14 protein-coding genes, 2 tRNA genes and 1 other RNA gene are annotated in these 17,414 nt (G+C 72.3%); 12 read left to right on the top strand and 5 right to left on the bottom strand.

The genetic code is table 11. The features are described 5' to 3' along the window. Positions 1 to 35 precede the first annotated feature (35 nt). Positions 36 to 1,256: an SPFH domain-containing protein gene (locus AB0E78_RS05495; protein WP_361828702.1), complete on the bottom strand. Its 1,221-nt coding sequence runs from the start codon at positions 1,254 to 1,256 to the stop codon at positions 36 to 38. An 11-nt stretch (positions 1,257 to 1,267) separates the two neighbouring features. Further along, positions 1,268 to 1,522 (bottom strand): hypothetical protein, encoded by a 255-nt coding sequence (locus AB0E78_RS05490; protein ID WP_361828701.1) that lies wholly within the window; start codon positions 1,520 to 1,522, stop codon positions 1,268 to 1,270. A gap of 212 nt (positions 1,523 to 1,734) precedes the next feature. On the opposite strand from AB0E78_RS05490, the gene AB0E78_RS05485 reads away from it, so the two are divergent. Further along, on the top strand, positions 1,735 to 2,310 hold the full coding sequence (locus AB0E78_RS05485) for a GNAT family N-acetyltransferase (protein ID WP_361828700.1): 576 nt from the start codon (positions 1,735 to 1,737) through the stop codon (positions 2,308 to 2,310). Here AB0E78_RS05485 and AB0E78_RS05480 read toward each other — a convergent pair. Then, positions 2,268 to 3,197, bottom strand: coding sequence for a LysR family transcriptional regulator (locus AB0E78_RS05480; RefSeq protein ID WP_361828698.1), 930 nt, complete (start codon positions 3,195 to 3,197; stop codon positions 2,268 to 2,270). The genes AB0E78_RS05485 and AB0E78_RS05480 overlap by 43 nt on opposite strands. A 125-nt stretch (positions 3,198 to 3,322) precedes the next feature. Here AB0E78_RS05480 and AB0E78_RS05475 point away from each other — a divergent pair, with 125 nt between their 5' ends. The 5 genes from AB0E78_RS05475 (at position 3,323) to AB0E78_RS05455 (ending at position 7,337) form a co-directional block, all read left to right on the top strand. After that, on the top strand, positions 3,323 to 3,811 hold the full coding sequence (locus tag AB0E78_RS05475) for a cupin domain-containing protein (protein ID WP_361828697.1): 489 nt from the start codon (positions 3,323 to 3,325) through the stop codon (positions 3,809 to 3,811). A gap of 14 nt (positions 3,812 to 3,825) precedes the next feature. Continuing rightward, a complete protein-coding gene (locus AB0E78_RS05470; RefSeq protein WP_361828695.1) occupies positions 3,826 to 4,539 on the top strand; it encodes an AfsR/SARP family transcriptional regulator in 714 nt (237 codons plus the stop codon). Positions 4,540 to 4,692: 153 nt separating this feature from the next. Further along, positions 4,693 to 6,102, top strand: a complete 1,410-nt coding sequence (locus AB0E78_RS05465; protein ID WP_361828693.1) for an FAD-binding oxidoreductase — start codon at positions 4,693 to 4,695, stop codon at positions 6,100 to 6,102. 22 nt (positions 6,103 to 6,124) lie between these two features. Next, positions 6,125 to 6,955, top strand: coding sequence for an alpha/beta hydrolase (locus tag AB0E78_RS05460; protein WP_361828691.1), 831 nt, complete (start codon positions 6,125 to 6,127; stop codon positions 6,953 to 6,955). 94 nt (positions 6,956 to 7,049) lie between these two features. After that, on the top strand, positions 7,050 to 7,337 hold the full coding sequence (locus AB0E78_RS05455; protein ID WP_361828690.1) for a hypothetical protein: 288 nt from the start codon (positions 7,050 to 7,052) through the stop codon (positions 7,335 to 7,337). A gap of 114 nt (positions 7,338 to 7,451) precedes the next feature. Here AB0E78_RS05455 and AB0E78_RS05450 read toward each other — a convergent pair. Further along, positions 7,452 to 7,539 (bottom strand) — tRNA-Ser (locus AB0E78_RS05450). 153 nt (positions 7,540 to 7,692) lie between these two features. On the opposite strand from AB0E78_RS05450, the gene ffs reads away from it, so the two are divergent. From ffs to AB0E78_RS05420, 6 genes are all read left to right on the top strand, one after another. After that, an RNA gene (gene ffs / locus AB0E78_RS05445) (signal recognition particle sRNA small type) lies at positions 7,693 to 7,791 on the top strand. A 42-nt stretch (positions 7,792 to 7,833) separates the two neighbouring features. Beyond that, positions 7,834 to 10,194: a DNA polymerase III subunit gamma and tau gene (locus tag AB0E78_RS05440; RefSeq protein ID WP_361828688.1), complete on the top strand. Its 2,361-nt coding sequence runs from the start codon at positions 7,834 to 7,836 to the stop codon at positions 10,192 to 10,194. A 662-nt stretch (positions 10,195 to 10,856) separates the two neighbouring features. Continuing rightward, positions 10,857 to 12,110 (top strand): phosphoribosylamine--glycine ligase, encoded by a 1,254-nt coding sequence (gene purD / locus AB0E78_RS05435; protein WP_361829507.1) that lies wholly within the window; start codon positions 10,857 to 10,859, stop codon positions 12,108 to 12,110. Positions 12,111 to 12,535: 425 nt separating this feature from the next. Then, a complete protein-coding gene (locus AB0E78_RS05430) occupies positions 12,536 to 14,359 on the top strand; it encodes a hypothetical protein (RefSeq protein WP_361828686.1) in 1,824 nt (607 codons plus the stop codon). A 405-nt stretch (positions 14,360 to 14,764) separates the two neighbouring features. Next, entirely contained in the window at positions 14,765 to 16,258 is a 1,494-nt protein-coding gene (locus AB0E78_RS05425) for a N,N-dimethylformamidase beta subunit family domain-containing protein (protein ID WP_361828685.1), read from the top strand. Between the two features lie 85 nt (positions 16,259 to 16,343). After that, complete coding sequence (locus AB0E78_RS05420) at positions 16,344 to 17,240, top strand: phosphoribosylaminoimidazolesuccinocarboxamide synthase (protein ID WP_361828683.1); 897 nt, start codon at positions 16,344 to 16,346, stop codon at positions 17,238 to 17,240. An 80-nt stretch (positions 17,241 to 17,320) separates the two neighbouring features. Here the strand turns inward: AB0E78_RS05420 and AB0E78_RS05415 are convergent. Then, positions 17,321 to 17,396 (bottom strand) — tRNA-Gly (locus AB0E78_RS05415). Positions 17,397 to 17,414 lie beyond the last annotated feature (18 nt).

The raw sequence follows: 17,414 nt of genomic DNA, 5'->3' as shown, positions 1-17,414 counted from the left end.
CGGCTGCTCCGGTGGTGGGCCGCCGTGCGCCGGGGCTACTGGATCTCCACGGGGCCGTCGCCCTTTCCGCTGTCCGCCTGACCGCGGGGGGCGGGAGCGCCCAAGTACCGCTTGATGTCGACGGGTTCGCGCTCACCCTGACCCGGCCCACGTCCCTGGCCCTGCCCCTGGGAGGCGGGCGTGGCGAGGTTGTTGCGCACCGAGTCCAGGATCGTCAGGCCCTGCCCGACCAGACCGGCCGCGATCTCGCCGAGCCCGTCCGCGCCGTTCAGGACGTTCACGTTGGCGCCGGAGAGGCCGGTCGCCGCCTCCTTCACGATCAGCGGCAACTGGTCGATCAGCATCCGGTCGAGCGCGACCCGGTCGTACGACGCCGCCGCCTCTGCCTGGATCTTCATCCGCTCGGCCTCGGCGAGGGCAAGGACCCGGATGCGCTCGGCGTCCGCCTCCGCGGGCTTGACCACTTCGGCGACCAGCTGCTGCTGGCGCAACTGGGCGGCGCGCTCGGCGAGTTCCGTACGGGCGCGCAGCACCTCCTGCTGCGCGTGCGCCTCCGCGAGCGGGCCCGCCTGGGAGGCCTTGGCCTGGGCCTGCTCGATCTCGGCGGAGTACTGGGCCTGCACGATGGCGGTCTGGCGCGCGTACTCGGCCTGGTTCCGCGCCGCCTCCTGCTCGGCCTCGGCCGACGCCTGGGTCGCCTGCGCCTGGGCGATCTGGGCCTGGCGCTGGATGGCGGCCTTGTGCGGGGCGGACATGGCGTCGATGTAGCCGGTGTCGCCGTCGTCGATCGACTGGATCTGCAGCGAGTCCACGTGCAGGCCGATCTTCGCCATCTCGGACTTCGACGTGTCGAGGACCTCGGTGGCGAGCTTCTGCCGCTCCGTGACGATCTCCTCGACGGTCATCGAGCCGATGATGGAACGCAGATGACCGGAGAAGATCCGGCCGGTCAGGAGCGACATCTGGTCCTGGTCGGAGAGGAAGCGCTGGCCCGCGTTGACGATGCTCTCCGTGTCGTTGCCGACCTTGAAGGCGATCACGGCCCGCACGGTCAGGGCGATGCCCTGCCGGGTCACGCAGGTCTCGGCGACCTCCGCCTCGCACATGGACAGCGTGAGGAAGCGGGTCTTGCGGAAGATGGGCAGCACGAACTTGCCGTGCCCCGTCACCACCCGGAAGGGGGCGCCGCCAAGTCCTCGCCTCCCGCCGGAGATCAGCATCGCCTCGTCGGGGGCGGGAACGCGGTAACCGAACATCGATCGACTCCTCAACCGGCGTCGCCGGCGCCGTCGCCGGTCAACGCGTCCAACGGATCGGCCCACTTGATGACATCGACCTGGCGGCTGCCGCGCGACTCGATGACGAGTACGGCGGCGCCATGCGGCAGCGGTTCGTCGGACCAGGCGAGAAACGTCTCGGAACCTCCTCGGATCCGCACCAGGACCTCACCCGGTCCCGCGGATCCGCGTGTACCGATGACGAGTTCACCGGTACAGCCGATCACAGCCTCATCCGGCGCCATCCGCGGCCGCCTCCCCCATGTCATGCAGGCTCTGTCTGATCCCGACCTTAGCGCGGGGGGCGCGGGGCGCCCATGTTCGGCGGGGGGTTGCTTGGGGGCGGGGGCCTTGCGGGGCGGCTCCGTGCTCCTCGCCCGGGTACGGGTCCTGCGGGTGCGGCGCCGCTTCCGCCCGTGCCGCCCGAGGCGAGGCTGACCTGTGCTTGCATACCGCAGTGAGCCAAGACCCCGCCCCGCGCACCCGTACCCGCATCTCCGCTCCCACCTCCATCCGCCCCCGCCAAGCCGCCGACCTCGCCGTCTGCGTGGAGGTCCTCGCTCAGGTGCACGCGGCTGACGGGTATCCCACCAACTGGCCCGACCGGCCCGCCGACTGGTTGGCCGGGAGCTCGTTCACGGGAGCGTGGGTCGCCGAGCTCGGAGGCCGCGTCGTGGGCCACGTCGCGCTCTGCCGCAGTACCGCGGACGACGTCGCCCCCGCGCTGTGGAGCGGACGCGAAGGCGTGGCCGTCGAAGAGACCGCCGTGGTCAGCCGGCTGTTCGTCGCGCCGGGGGCCCGCGGGCACGGGATCGGGGCGCGGCTGCTGGCGCGCGTCGCGGCCGAGGCCGGGGAACTGGGGGTGTACCCGGTCCTGGACGTCGTCGAGTCCGACACCTCGGCGACCGCCCTCTACGAACGTGCGGGCTGGCAGTTCCTCGGCACGGGCCGCCAGCGCTGGAGCCTCCAGCAGACCGTCACCGTACGGTGCTACGCCGCGCCGGAAGGGGCGGTCCCGCCGACCCCGAGCTGAGCCACCGCCCCCCGCAGCGCATCCAGCAGGCCCCCCACCGCCGGGCGGTCGGGCGCGGGGCCCCGTACCGCCGCGTAGATCGACCGGACCGGTACCGGATTGCGGACCTCGCGGACGACCACGCCGGAGTGGGGCGTGTCCAGGCCGAGTTCCGGGACGAGGCTGACGCCGAGGCCCGCGGCGACGAAGCCCTGCGCCGTGGCGTAGTCCCCGCTCTCCACCACGAAGTCCGGGCTGAAACCGGCCGCCCCGCACGCATCGAGGATGGGGTCGAGGCAGGGCCCCGGCGACTCGCTCGCGACCCACGGCTCGTCGGCCAGGTCCGTCATCTCCAGGAGGGGCTTCGAGGCGAGGGGATGCCCCATGGGGAGTACGGCGTGGTAGCGGTCGTCCAGGAGATGCTCGAACCGGACGCCGTCCACGCCCAGTTGGCCCGCCGGCCTGACCACCAGAGCGAGGTCGGCCTGCCGGTCCCGCACCGCGGGCATCGGATCGTCGGGATCCGACAGCTTCAACTCGACCTGCACACCCGGCTGCGCCCGCCGCAGCGCGGCAAGGGCCGGGGCGACGAGCAGCGCGCCCGCCGTCGTGAAGTACCGCATCGAGACCCGGCCCGTGCGCCCCGCCCGCAGCTCGGCGAGCGCGGTCTCCGCCTCGGCGATCTGCCGGCCGATCGCGACCGCGTACTCGGTGAGCAGCCGCCCGGCGTCCGTCGCCCGCACCCCGCGCCCGGTGCGCTCCAGGAGGGCGATGCCCGCCTCCTTCTCCAGGGCCGCCATCTGCTGGCTGACCGCGGAGGGCGTGTACCCGAGGTTGCGTGCCGCGGCGGTCACGGAGCCGCTGGTGACCACTGCCCGGAGGACCTGCATGCGCCGCGTATCAAGCATGCAGTCCAGCTTAACTCCGCCCCGGAATCATCAGGCACAACTAACAGGGGCGGCGGGTGGACGGTGGCTAAAGTCAGCACCCACGATCAAGCACCCACGATCAAGCACCTGTGAAGGAGCGGAACATGTCCTACCCGGAGCCCCGCTATCTCGGCGAGGGCGGCGAGATCAACGCGGTGTTCAGACCGGCCGACCAGGAGCCCGAGCTGGTCAGCCCGCACGGCAACCGCACGCACTATCTCGCGACGCACGCCTCCACCGGTGGCGAATTCGGCCTCTACCGGGTGGACATGGCCCCGAAGTCCCCGGGACCGAGCACCCACTTCCACAAGTCGATCTCCGAGTCCTTCTTCGTCCTGTCCGGCCAGGTCAAGCTCTACGACGGCGACCGCTGGATCACCGGCGGCCCTGGCGACTTCCTCTACGTCCCGGTGGGCGGCCTGCACGCCTTCAAGAACGACGGCGACGACCCCGCCTCCATGCTCCTGCTCTTCGCGCCGGGCGCCCCGCGCGAGGAGTACTTCGAGCAGGTGGCGGAGATGGCCCAGAAGGGCGGCAAGGAGTTCGGCGAGTTCCTCGTCAAGCACGACAGCTTCTTCGTCGACGAGCGCTGAGGACCCCTGGCCCCGTGAGAATCTCCCTGCTCGGCCCGGTCGAAGTCATAGCCGACGACGCGACGCCGGTCGCCCTGGGCGGCGTACGGCTGCGCATGCTGCTCGCCAGGCTCGCCCTCGAAGGCGGGCGTCCGGTCACCGTCGACGCGCTCGTCGACGGCCTGTGGGGCGAGCACCCACCGGCTGACGCGGGCAACGCCCTGCAAGCACTGGTGTCCCGGCTGCGCAGGGCCCTGCGCGGTGCCGGGACGGTGGACTCGGTCGCTGGCGGCTACCGGATCGCGGTGGCCACCGGCGCCGTGGACGCGCACCGCTTCGAGGAGCTGGCCGGGCAGGGCAGGCGCGAACTGGCCGCGGGCCGCCCGGGCGAGGCCTCGGCGACACTCGGCGACGCCCTCGCCCTGTGGCGTGGCGCGGCCCTCGCGGACGTCCTGGATGCCCCCTTCGCCCGCCCGGCCGCCAGCCGCCTCGACGATCTGCGGGCCACCGCTGCGGAGGACCGCTTCGACGCGGAACTGCGCCTGGGGCGGTACGCCGACATCCTCGCCGACCTTGAATCGGCGGGCGTGGAGCGTCCGTTGAGCGAGCGAGTCGCCGCCCTGCGGATGCGCGCGCTGTCAGCCGCGGGCCGCACCGCCGACGCGCTCGCCGTGTATGAGCGGGACGGCTGTCAGGTCTTGTCAGGTCCTGTCAGGTCCTCGTGTCAGCCGAGACCGGCGGCGCCGTGAATTGCGGGTCCGGCCCGATGGCGGGACGCTGGAGAGGTCAGCTCTGCGGCTGATGGGGGGCGCCAGGACGCCGGCGCACATCCGCTCACCGACGGCCCGACAGGGGGGAGGCCGGTTGCGTGCAGCGGTTCGCGTCTCGGCAAGGAGCCCGTCATGGACGGCACCACCCTCGAAGACATGAGAGCCGCGCTGCGCGGCCCGGTCATCGGCCCCGCGGATCCCGAGTACGACCGGGCCCGCGCGATCTACAACGCGATGATCGACAGACGTCCGGCCGCCCTCGTGCGGTGTGCGGACGCGGCGGACGTCATGGCCGCCGTCGATTTCGCCCGCGAACGGGGCCTGGAGGTCGCCGTCCGGGGCGGCGGCCACAGCGGCGCCGGGCTCTGCGAGGTCGACGACGCCGTCACCATCGACCTGTCGCCCATGCGCTGGGCCCGCGTCGACCCCGTGGCGCGCACGGCCCGGGTCGGTGGCGGCAGTCAGCTCGGCGACCTCGACCACGCGGCCCACGCCTTCGGTCTCGCCACCCCCGCCGGAATCATGTCGACGACGGGCGTCGGCGGCCTCACGCTCGGCGGCGGCCACGGCCACCTCACCCGCAAGTACGGCCTGACGATCGACAACCTCGTCGCCGCGGACGTCGTGCTCGCCGACGGCAGCTTCGTCACCGCGAGCGAGTCCCAGCACCCGGACCTGTTCTGGGCGCTGCGCGGCGGAGGCGGCAACTTCGGCGTCGTCACGTCGTTCCGCTTCCGGCTGCACCCGGTGGGGGACGTCGTCGCCGGGGCCACCGTGTGGCCGGTCGACCTGACCCGTGACGTACTGCGCTGGTACCGCGATTTCCTGCCGCAGGCGCCCGACGACCTGAACGGGTTCTTCGCCGCGCTCACCGTCCCGCCGGGCCCGCCGTTCCCGGAAGAGATCCACGGCCAGAAGATGTGCGGGGTCGTGTGGTGCTGGACCGGCGACCCGGATGACGCCGAGAAGGCCCTGGCCGCCGTGCGCGAACCGGGCCCGCCCGCCTTCCACTTCAGCGCGCCGATGCCGTACCCGGCGCTGCAGAGCATGTTCGACGAGCTGATCCCCACCGGCCTTCAGTGGTACTGGCGCGGCGACTTCTTCGACCGGATCACGGACGACGCGATCGACGTGCACGCGAAGTACGCCGAGAACCTCCCCACCGACCTGTCGACCATGCACCTCTACCCCGTCGACGGAGCCGCGGCCCGCGTCGACCAGGAGGACACCGCGTGGGGCTACCGCGACGCCGTCTGGTCCGGAGTCATCGGCGGCATAGACCCCGACCCGGCCAACGCGGCGGCGATCAGACAGTGGTGCGTCGACTACTGGGAGGAGCTGCACCCGCACTCCATGGGCGGCGCCTACGTGAACTTCATCGGCGAGGACGAGAGCCACAGCCGCGTGCGGGCCACCTACCGCGACCACTACGCCCGGCTCACCCGCATCAAGAACGCCTACGACCCGGCGAACTTCTTCCACGCCAACCAGAACATCGAGCCGACGCCTACGCCTACGCCTGCGCCTGCGCCGACGCCATGACCTGAGGACGGGGAGAGCCGCCATGCCCGCCGTCGCCGTGCACACGGTCCCCCTGCGGGAGGGGCCGCTCCTCCCGTACGCCGAGGCGGGCGACCCCACGGGCACACCCGTCGTCCTGGTCCACGGTTACGTGGACTCCTGGTGGACGTTCGAGCCGCTGCTGCGGTGCCTGCCCTCCTCGCTGCATGTCTACGCACCCACACAGCGAGGCCACGGGGACGCCGAGAAGCCCCCGGACGGCTATCTCCCCGAGGACTTCGCCACCGACCTCGTCGCCTTCATGGACGGCCTGGGGATCGAGCGTGCCGTGCTCGTCGGCGGCTCCAGCGGAGGGCTACAGGCACGCATCGTCGCGGGCCGCTATCCCGACAGGGTGGCGGGGCTGGTCCTCCTCGGCACCCCGGTCGCTCTCGCCGACAAGCCGGCCGCGGTAGAGATGTGGAAGGTCGTACAGAAGCTGGAGGACCCGCTGGACCGCTCGTTCGCGGACCGTTTCACAAAAGGCCTCATCGCAGAATCCGGCGCCGGATCCGCCGCCGGTTCCGTAGGGCGGGGCTTCCTGGAGACGGTCGTGGAGGAGAGCCTGAAGGCGCCCGCCCGCGTATGGCGGGAGACGCTGCGCGGTCTGCTGGAAACCGACCTGCGGGCGACGCTCTCCGGGATCCTCGTCCCCACGCTGGCGCTCTGGGGCGACCAGGACCCATTCGTGACGCGCGAGGAACAACAGACCGTCCTCGACACGGTCCTCGGCTCCCGCCTGATCGTCTACGAGGGGGTGGGACACGTCGTGCACTGGGAAACCCCGGAGCGCGTGGCACGGGACATCACCGAAGTCGCCACCACCACGGCCTGAGGCCCACCGACAACAGCTGACACCCGCCACCAACCCACCAACCCACCAACCCACCCTCCCCTCACCCCCCCTCACCGAACAAGGAGCAGTAGCCATGGCGATCTTCATGCACGCAGCAGTCCCGGGCATCACCACCGACCAGTACGACGCCCTCAACGCGAAGCTTCAGGAGACGCCCGAGATCTTCGACGGCTGCATCGCGCACGTGTGCGTGCCGAGCGGTGACGGCCTGGACATCTACGACGTCTGGGAGTCCGAGCGGCACATGAACGCCTTCGCCGAGAAGATGATGCCCGTGGCGGCCTCGCTCGGCTGGCCGACCAGCGGAGGCCAACAGCCGGAAACGTCCACCGTCCACAACTACTGGTTCCCCGGAGCCTGACGGCCGAGCACAGAGACCGAGCACAGAGACCGAGCACGGAGAAACGGCCCCACAACGTTGAAGGGCCCCACTGCGAACAGTGGGGCCCTTCAACGTTAGTGCCCGGTGAGGCACTGGCGGAGGATACGAGATTCGAACTCGTGAGGGGTTGCCCCCAACACGCTTTCCAAGCGTGCGCCCTAGGCCACTAGGCGAATCCTCCGCCGCAAACAATACAAGACGTTGAGGAGTGCTCGCGAACCAGATCGGCCTCGGGCTCGAGATCGATCCGAAGATCGCTCGCGAGATCGTCCCGAGGGGGATGCCGGGGCGGGACCGGCGTCGCTTCCGGCCCGGGGGATCCGCTAGGGTGGGTGCCAGCCCCTCACGTGGCGCTATCTGACTGAACTCCCCCAGGGCCGGAAGGCAGCAAGGGTAGGTTGGCTCTGGCGGGTGCGTGGGGGGCGCTTTGCGTTCGCGGTATGTGTTGTCAGTGGGCGCCTATAACCTCGTATGTGTGTCGTCTCTCGCGTTGTACCGCCGCTATCGCCCGGAGTCGTTCGCCGAGGTCATCGGGCAGGAGCATGTAACCGACCCGTTGCAGCAGGCGCTGCGCAACAACCGGGTCAATCACGCCTACCTGTTCAGTGGTCCGCGCGGCTGCGGCAAGACGACGAGCGCGCGCATCCTGGCCCGCTGTCTCAACTGTGAGCAAGGTCCCACCCCGACACCCTGCGGCGAGTGCCAGTCCTGCAAGGACCTGGCGAGGAACGGCCCGGGTTCGATCGACGTCATCGAGATCGACGCCGCTTCGCACGGTGGCGTGGACGATGCGCGTGATCTGCGCGAGAAGGCCTTCTTCGGGCCGGCGAGCAGTCGCTACAAGATCTACATCATCGACGAGGCCCACATGGTCACTTCGGCGGGCTTCAACGCCCTCCTGAAGGTCGTCGAGGAGCCGCCTGAGCATCTGAAGTTCATCTTCGCGACGACGGAGCCCGAGAAGGTCATCGGGACGATCCGGTCGCGTACGCATCACTATCCGTTCCGGCTCGTTCCGCCCGGCACGCTCCGGGAGTACCTGGCCGAGGTGTGCGGCCGGGAGCAGATGGCCGTCGAGGAAGGTGTGTTCCCGCTGGTCGTGCGGGCCGGTGCCGGGTCCGTGCGTGACTCGATGTCCGTCATGGACCAGCTCCTCGCGTCCGCGGCGACGGACGGTGTGACGTATGCCATGGCGACGTCCCTTCTCGGTTACACGGACGGGTCGTTGCTCGACTCCGTGGTGGAGGCCTTCGCCTCGGGGGACGGCGCGGCGGCCTTCGAGATCGTCGACCACGTCATCGAGGGCGGCAACGACCCGCGGCGCTTCGTCGCCGATCTGCTGGAGCGGCTGCGGGACCTGGTGATCCTCGCGGCGGTTCCGGACGCGGCCGAGAAGGGGCTCATCGACGCCCCGTCGGACGTCGTGGAGCGGATGCAGGCGCAGGCGGGCGTCTTCGGCGGTGCGGAGCTCAGCCGCGCGGCCGACATCGTGAACGAAGGCCTCACGGAGATGCGGGGCGCGACATCGCCCCGGCTGCAGCTGGAGCTGATCTGCGCCCGCGTGCTGCTTCCGGCGGCGTACGACGACGAGCGCTCGCTCATGGCCCGCCTCGACCGGCTGGAGCGTGGCGGCAACTTTGTGGCGGGGGCGCAGGTGGGGGGCGGGTCTGGTCCTGGTGCCGGTCCTGGTTCCGGTCCCGGTCCTGGTTCCGGTCCCGGTCCTGGTTCCGGTTCCGGTCCCGGTCCCGGTCCCGGTCCCGCGATGGGGTACGTCCCTGGGCCTGACGCCCATGTGGGCATGCAAGGGGGCGGGGCCGCGGCGGCTCGGGCGGCTGTGCGGGGTGGTGGCGGTGGGCAGGGTTCTGCTGCTCCGGTGCCTGAGGCTGGGGTTCCGGCGGGTGCGCCGCCGGTTGCTGCGCCCTTGCAGGCGGCACCTGCTCCTTCTCCTTCTCCGGCTCCTTCTCCGGCTCCGGCTCCGGCACCTGAGGCTCCGGCTGCCCCCGCGCCGTCCGGTGAGCGGCGTCCCGGTGGGTGGCCCACGGCTTCGGCTCCGGGCAGTGGCCCGAAGCAGGCCGAGCCCGCCGCTTCCGCTTCCGCTCCTTCGGAGGCCCCGCGTCCGGGTGGCTGGCCCACGGCTGCGGCGGCGGGCGGCGGTACTCCGGCTCCGGCTCCGGCCCAGGCTCCGCAGCAGTCCGCTCCGGCGGCCCCTGCCCCTGCCCCGGCGGCGGCTCCGGCCATGGCGGCGGCCCCGGTCGGCGGGCCCGACCCGCGGACCCTGTGGCCGAACATCCTCGAGGCGGTGAAGGGGCGCCGCCGCTTCACCTGGATCCTGCTGAGCCAGAACGCCCAGGTGGCGGGCTTCGACGGGACGACACTGCAGATCGGCTTCGTGAACGCGGGGGCGCGGGACAACTTCGCCAGCAGCGGCAGCGAGGAGGTGCTGCGGCAGGCGTTGTCCGAGCAGTTCGGGGTGCAGTGGAAGGTCGAGGCGATCGTCGACCCCTCGGGGGGCTCGGCGCCGCCGCCCGCGGCGGGCAACTTTGGGGGCGGCGCGACGCCTCCGCCTGCGCGGCCGGCTCCGCAGCAGCATCAGCAGTCGCCTCCGCCCGCGCCGTCCGCCGCGAGCCGGGCTGCTTCTGCCCCTGCGCCGGCCCCGGCTCCCGCTCCGGACCCGGCTCCGGCTTCGGAGCGACGTGTCCCGGACCACGTCTCCCCGGAGGACGACACCTGGGCCGACGACGACCCGGACCTGGTCGAGTCGGCCCTGTCGGGCCACGACCTGATCGTCCGCGAACTGGGCGCAACGATCGTCGAGGAATTCAACAACGAGCCCTGAGGCGGCGCTGCGCTGCCCTGGGGCGAGTGATCCACCCGGGCCTTGGCCCGCGCGCCCGATTACCTGGCAGCGTCCCCCGGCCGTGGGGGCAGGTGCGTCCGCCGGGCTCGGCGCCGCGCCTGTCGTGTGTCGCCGCTTCGCGGCGGATGTCGTCACCGCGTTGTGGGGACGGGTGTGTCGGTCGGCTTCGGCGCCGCGGCTGTCGTGTCGCCGCTCCGCGGCGGATTTTTCCCGCCCGCCCACCCGATTACCCCGCAGCCCCACCCCGACGTAGGGGTCACTGCGGCGTCGGGCTCTGCCCCGCCGCATCTCCTACGCCCAGAACGGCACCGCCGGGCAATCGGGCGGGTGGGCGGGAGAGATTCGCCGCGCCGCGGCGGCCTGGTCCGGACACGGCCCGCAGCCGAAGGCACAGCACCCGCAACTCGAAGGCACAGCACCCGCAAGCCGAAGGCGTGGCCCCGCAGCCCCGGCGAGCCAACGGGAGGCAGAGGTCCCGCAGCCCCAGCCGGCCCGCAGCCCCAGCCAGCCCCAGCCCCAGCCCGCCCGCACCCCCGCGAGCCCCAAAAGCCGCCGCAGCTGGAGGAACGTACAAGCAAGGGCGGGGGTCCCGATGGGGTGGCCGTACGAAGGTGGGGGGTGTGGCCGCTAGGCTGGCGGGCGTGAAGGTCCTTGTCATCGGCAGTGGTGCCCGCGAACACGCCCTGTGCCGCTCTCTGTCCCTCGACCCCGACGTCTCCGCCCTGTACTGCGCCCCCGGCAACGCCGGCATCGCGGACGTGGCCGAGCTGCACCGGGTCGACGCCCTCGACGGCAGCGCGGTGGCCGCCCTCGCCACCACCCTCGGCGCCGATCTGGTGATCGTGGGCCCGGAGGCGCCCCTGGTCGCCGGAGTCGCCGATGCCGTGCGCGACGCCGGGATCCCCTGCTTCGGGCCCTCCCGGGAGGCCGCCCAGCTGGAGGGTTCCAAGGCCTTCGCCAAGGACGTCATGGCGGGCGCCCAGGTGCCCACCGCCCGGTCCTACGTCTGCACGACCGCCGAAGAGGTCGACGAGGCCCTCGCCGCCTTCGGCGCTCCGTACGTCGTCAAGGACGACGGCCTCGCCGCAGGCAAGGGCGTCGTCGTGACCGACGACGTCGAGGTCGCCCGCGCGCACGCGCTGGCCTGCGACCGCGTCGTCATCGAGGAGTTCCTCGACGGCCCCGAGGTCTCCCTCTTCGCCATCACGGACGGCATCACCGTCGTCCCCCTGCAGCCCGCGCAGGACTTCAAGCGCGCGCTCGACGGGGACGAAGGGCCGAACACCGGCGGCATGGGCGCGTACTCGCCCCTGCCCTGGGCCGACCCGAAGCTGGTCGACGAGGTCATGCAGAGCGTGCTCCAGCCGACGGTCGACGAACTGCGCCGCCGGGGCACCCCGTTCTCGGGGCTGCTCTACGCGGGCCTCGCGATCACCAGCCGCGGCGTACGCGTCATCGAGTTCAACGCCCGCTTCGGCGACCCCGAGACGCAGGTCGTCCTCGCCCGCCTGAGGACCCCGCTCGCCGGAGTCCTGCTGGCCGCCGCGAACGGCACCCTCGTCGACCTGCCTCCGCTGCGCTGGAGCGACGACGCCGCGGTCACCGTGGTCATCGCCTCGCACAACTATCCGGAGACCCCGCGCACCGGCGACCCCATCGAGGGCCTGGGCGATGTCGCGGCACAGGATGCCCCGGACGCGTACGTCCTGCACGCGGGGACGAAGCGCGACGGCGACGCCGTGGTCAGCGCGGGCGGCCGTGTGCTCTCCGTGACGGCCACCGGCACGGACCTGACCGAGGCCCGCGAGCGCGCGTACGAGGCGCTGTCCCGCATCCGCCTCGACGGCTCCCAGCACCGTACGGACATCGCTGCGAAGGCGGCCTCGGAGGCGTAACCGAGGTCACCGGGGCCGCCAGGAGGCACCTGCGAAGGTCCCCCCGGACCCCCGCGCGCCCACTGCCAGACGCCCGCGCGACGCCCGCAAGACGCCTTCAGGCCCCGGATCCGACCCTGGATCCGGGGCCTTGTCGTCATCCACCTCTGCCCAAAGCCATTCCATCGAGTGACCGCTGGCCCATCCGGCTGACGATGCCCGGCACCCCAACTAGGGTGCGGCGCAAGCGGTTCAGGTGCCCAGAGCCAAACAGACCACCGGCATTGCGATGTCAGTGGCGGGTGCCACAGTGGGGGAGTGAGCAAATCCATCGGCGGCTGCCGTCCGCCCGTACTCCCGGCCCCCGGCCGGGCAGCAGGCGGCGCAGGCAGCAGGGGGTGACATCGGTCGTGTCAGGTACGGCAGGTTCGGGTGTGGAGGTGGGCGTGCAGTCCGCACGTTCCCAGGCGCTCGCCGTGCTGCGGATCCGCAGCAGGGCGCTGGCCGTCGCACTGCTGCCCGCGGCCGTCGCCGTCGTGCTGATCGCGGGCGGAGTCACGGGCCATATGAGCGGCGGGAGTTGGGATGTCGCGCGCGTCATCGTGACGGCTTTCGCCGCCCTCGTCCTGCTCGCCGCCGCGGGCGTCGCGCTCGTGGTCGCGCGGTCCAGGCCCGCCGTCAGCCCGACCGTCCCGATCGCCGAGGGATCGGCCCCCGATCTGTATCGCCTGGTGCGCGACCTCGCGGACCGGCTCGACGTGCCCGCGCCCTCGGCGATAGCGCTCACCCCGGACTGCGACAGCTGGCTCGAGGACCGCACGCACCCCGCGCACGGCCCGCCCGCGGAGGCCTCCGGCCGGCCGTCGGCGAAGGACGAGGGCAATGGCGTACGGGACGGGCGCCCCGCCCCGCGTCGCCAGACCCCCGCGGCTCCGGTGCTCGTCATCGGCTCCCCGTTCCTGTGGTGGATGCGGGTCGGCGAGCTGCGCGCGGTGCTCGCACCGGTCGTGGCCGGCACGGGACCCTCGGCGCACCCCGACATAGCCGCGGCCCGGCGCTTCATCCGCGGGCTCGACGCCGCGGTCGCGGTCACGTCCGCTCCCGGACGCGGTCCGCTCGTGCGTGCGGTGCTCGGCGGTGCCGGCTGGGTGACGCGGCTGCTCCTGCGGAGCTGCCGGGGGCACGCGGGCGAGATGGAGCGCGGGGTGGCGGCAGCCGCCGCCGAGCGCGCCCAGGCCGTGGACTACGGAGTGCGGATCGTCGCCCAGGAGCAGGTGGGCCTGGCGTATGCCGGGTGGGACCGGCTCCTGACCAAGGTGGCGCTGCCCGCCTGGCGGATGGGCCGCTGGCCGTCGCGCCTCGACGCGGGCGTCGTCTCCGCCCTCACCGAGCTCTCCCGCAGGGACCGCCTGGCCGAGGGCTTCACGTCCCGCCTGGGCGAGCGGCCCGCCTGTGACCTCCTGGAGGAGCCGGGGTCGGTGGACGAGGCGGCTTCGCTGCTCGCCGCCCGCCTCTTCCACGGCGGGCCCGCCGAGCAGAGCCAGGACTGGGCGCCGGTGGCGTGGCAGGAGTATCCGGACGAGGTCGTCGACCGCAAGTGGCGCATGGACGCCGCCCGTCTCCACCGCGTCCTGGACTCCCTGGGCGTCAGCGACTCCGCGGACGCGGCGGCCGCCGGCTCCAAGGGGCCGACGCTGGGCCGCGTACTGGACCACCTCACGGCGGAAGCGGCCGAGGGGGCCGAGGCTGCCGAGGAATCCGGCCCTGCTCTGGTGCCCCACCCCACTCCCGGCGCCGACGAAGCCACGGTCATCGACGCCATCGAGGCGTCCGCCGCCACCGAAGACCCCCTGGACGGCGAGGAGTCCATCGACGGCCCCGGCGGTCTCCTGGCCGCAGGCCTCACCGCGGAGATGGCCCGTGAGGAAGCCGCCGCCCCGCCCCGCCCCGCGCCCACGGGGCAGGGCCCGGACGACACGCTCTGGGACGACGGGATGCTGCCGCTGTTCCCGCTCCAGCCGCCGCGTACGGGGCGGGAGTTGCTGGCCGATCACGTCACGGCACTGGTCTGCTGCGCGGCTGTGGACACGGCGGGCGCCGCCCCCGGTCTCGACTGGCTGGACGGCCCGTCCCTCCTGGTCGACGGCGAGCGCGCGGCGGACCTCACGCCGCACGTCCGGAGCCTCGTGGAGGACGGCGACTCCATCCCGCTGCGCGGCTGGCTCGCCCGCCTTGGCGTCCGCCCGGAGAAGCCGGTCCGCCTGGTCTGAGCCGAGGCCGTCGGCCGCACGGCTCACGGCACGGGCCGCAGCACGGCTCACGGCACGGCTCACGGCACGGGCCGCAGCACGGCTCACGGCACAGGTCACCGCACGGCACAGTTCCCGCCCCAGACCGCGCCCGTCCCGCCCCGGACCGCGCCCGTCCCGGGTCTCACACCACGCCCCACTCCCCGCTCCCCGGAACGCTTCCTTCCGTTCTCGTCGATTAGCGACGAACGGTGACGGAGTGCGTGCGTAATGTGATGTGCTGGGATCGACCGTCGATCCGGACATGCCAGCAACAGCAACTCGCACCGCACAGCAACCCGCACAGCACGACAACCCGCACGGCACAGCGACTCGCACCGCACAGCGCAGGGCAATCTCGGGGGAGCAGCGAGGGAGGGGACACACATGGGGTCGGAGCAGATCCGCAGGTGGGAATCGGGCGCCCTGGCGCACGCCGTGACCGACCCCTTCGGGCAAGGGCCCCTGCCCTGGCTCCGAGGCCCCGAGCACTACTTCGACGACACGGGCCAGGTCGTCCCCTGGTACATCGACCACGCCCCGTCCCCCGGCGCACGGAACATCCCCGCCCCCCGCGACCGGCCCCGTACGAACGGCCCCCGCACCGCCGACGACGTGCACGGCCAGATCAAGGGCTTCGCGTCCACCGGCGCCGCCGCACCCGGCGAGGCGATCGACTTCCACGTGACGGTGGACCCGCCCCAGCAGTTCAGCGTCGACATCTACCGCATCGGACACTACGGCGGGGACGGCGCGAGCAAGATCAGCACGAGCCCGCGTCTCTCCGGCATCGTCCAGCCGCCCCCGCTCGCCGCCGACCGCACGGTCTCCTGCCACCACTGGTGGCTCTCCTGGCGGCTGCAGATCCCGAGTTACTGGAGCGTCGGGGCGTATGTGGCGGTCCTCACCACGGTCGACGGCTACCGCTCGCACGTCCCGTTCACGGTCCGCGACGACCACCGCGCCGATCTGCTCCTGCTGCTCCCGGACATCACCTGGCAGGCGTACAACCTCTATCCCGAGGACGGCCGCACGGGCGCGAGCCTTTACCACGCGTGGGACGAGAAGGGCCGCCTCCTGGGCGAGAGCGAGGCCGCCCACACGGTCTCCTTCGACCGTCCGTACGCGGGCGCGGGCCTGCCCCTGCACGTGGGCCACGCCTACGACTTCATCCGCTGGGCCGAGCGGTACGGCTACGACCTCGCGTACGCCGACACCCGTGACCTGCACGCGGGCCGCATCGATCCGACCCGCTACCGGGGCCTGGTCTTCCCGGGCCACGACGAGTACTGGTCGTCGAACATGCGCCGCACCACGGAGCGGGCCCGCGCGCACGGCACGTCCCTCGTCTTCCTCTCCGCCAACACCATGTACTGGCAGGTGGAGTTGGGCCCTTCCCCGTCCGGTGTGGAGGACCGTCTGCTGACCTGCCGCAAGCGCCACGGCCCCGGCAAACCGGCCCTCTGGCGGGAGCAGGACAAGGCCGAACAGCAGCTCCTCGGCATCCAGTACGCGGGCCGGGTCCCCGAGCCCGCCCCGCTCGTCGTGCGCAACGCCGACCACTGGCTGTGGGAGGCGACCGGCGCGCACGAGGGGGACGAGATCGCGGGCCTCGTCGCGGGCGAGGCCGACCGCTACTTCCCGCGCACCGCGCTGCCGGAGCACCAGGGCCGCATCCTCCTCGCCCACTCTCCGTACGAGGACTCCGACGGCGTCACGCGCCACCAGGAGTCGTCCCTCTACCGCGCCCCGTCCGGCGCCCTGGTCTTCGCCTCGGGCACCTTCGCCTGGTCCCCGGCGCTCGACCGCCCCGGCCATGTGGACACCCGGGTCCAGCGGGCCACGGCCAACCTCCTGGACCGCATCTGCAAACGGGACTGAGCGCCCGCCGACATCCCCCTGGCCGAGAGCCGCCTCCCCATGCGGGAGAATCAGCAGCATTCAGTCATAACCACGGGGAGGAACCGTGTCCGGATTCGTAGAAAAGCCCGAGCCGCTTCAGGTGCCGGGCCTGGTGCACGTGCACACCGGCAAGGTGCGCGACCTGTACCGGAACGAGGCGGGCGACCTCGTGATGGTCGCGAGCGACCGCATGTCCGCCTACGACTGGGTGCTGCCCACGGAGATCCCTGACAAGGGCAGGGTCCTCACGCAGCTCTCCCTGTGGTGGTTCGACCAGCTCGCCGATCTCGTCCCGAACCACGTCATCTCCACCGACGTGCCGCCCGGCGCCCCCGCCGAGTGGGAGGGCCGCACCACGGTCTGCAAGTCCCTGGAGATGGTCCCGGTCGAGTGCGTCGCCCGCGGCTATCTCACGGGCTCCGGCCTGGTCGAGTACAACGACTCGCGCACCGTCTGCGGCCTCGCGCTGCCCGACGGCCTGAGCGACGGCTCGGAGCTGCCCGCACCGATCTTCACGCCCGCCACGAAGGCGGCGGTCGGCGAGCACGACGAGAACGTGAGTTACGAGGAAGTGGCCCGTCAGGTGGGTGCCGAGACGGCGGCCCAGCTCCGCCAGGCAACCCTCGCGGTCTACGGCCGGGCCCGTGACATCGCCCGCGAGCGCGGCGTGATCCTCGCCGACACGAAGTTCGAGTTCGGCTTCGAGGGGGAGACGCTGGTCATCGCCGACGAGGTGCTGACCCCGGACTCGTCCCGCTTCTGGCCCGCCGACAGCTGGCAGCCGGGCCGCGCCCAGCCGTCGTTCGACAAGCAGTTCGTCCGCGACTGGCTGACCTCGCCGGCCTCCGGCTGGGACCGCAAGAGCGAGCAGCCGCCGCCCCCGCTCCCGCAGGACGTGGTGGACGCCACGCGCGCCAAGTACATCGAGGCGTACGAGCGCCTGACCGGCACTCCCTGGTAGCGGAACGCGGCGGTACACCTCGGTGTGCCGCCGCACACGAAGAAACCCCCGGCGCCGTGAGGCACCGGGGGTTCTTTCCGTGGAGCGGACGACCAGGTTCGAACTGGCGACCTCAACCTTGGCAAGGTTGCGCTCTACCAACTGAGCTACGTCCGCGCTGCGCCGAAGCGCGAG

The organism is Streptomyces sp. NPDC032198 (assembly GCF_040636975.1).
In the GTDB taxonomy this organism is placed as follows: Bacteria; Actinomycetota; Actinomycetes; order Streptomycetales; family Streptomycetaceae; genus Streptomyces.
Note: the sequence above shows the minus strand (reverse complement) of the source record. Positions and strands in the feature narration are given on the sequence as shown.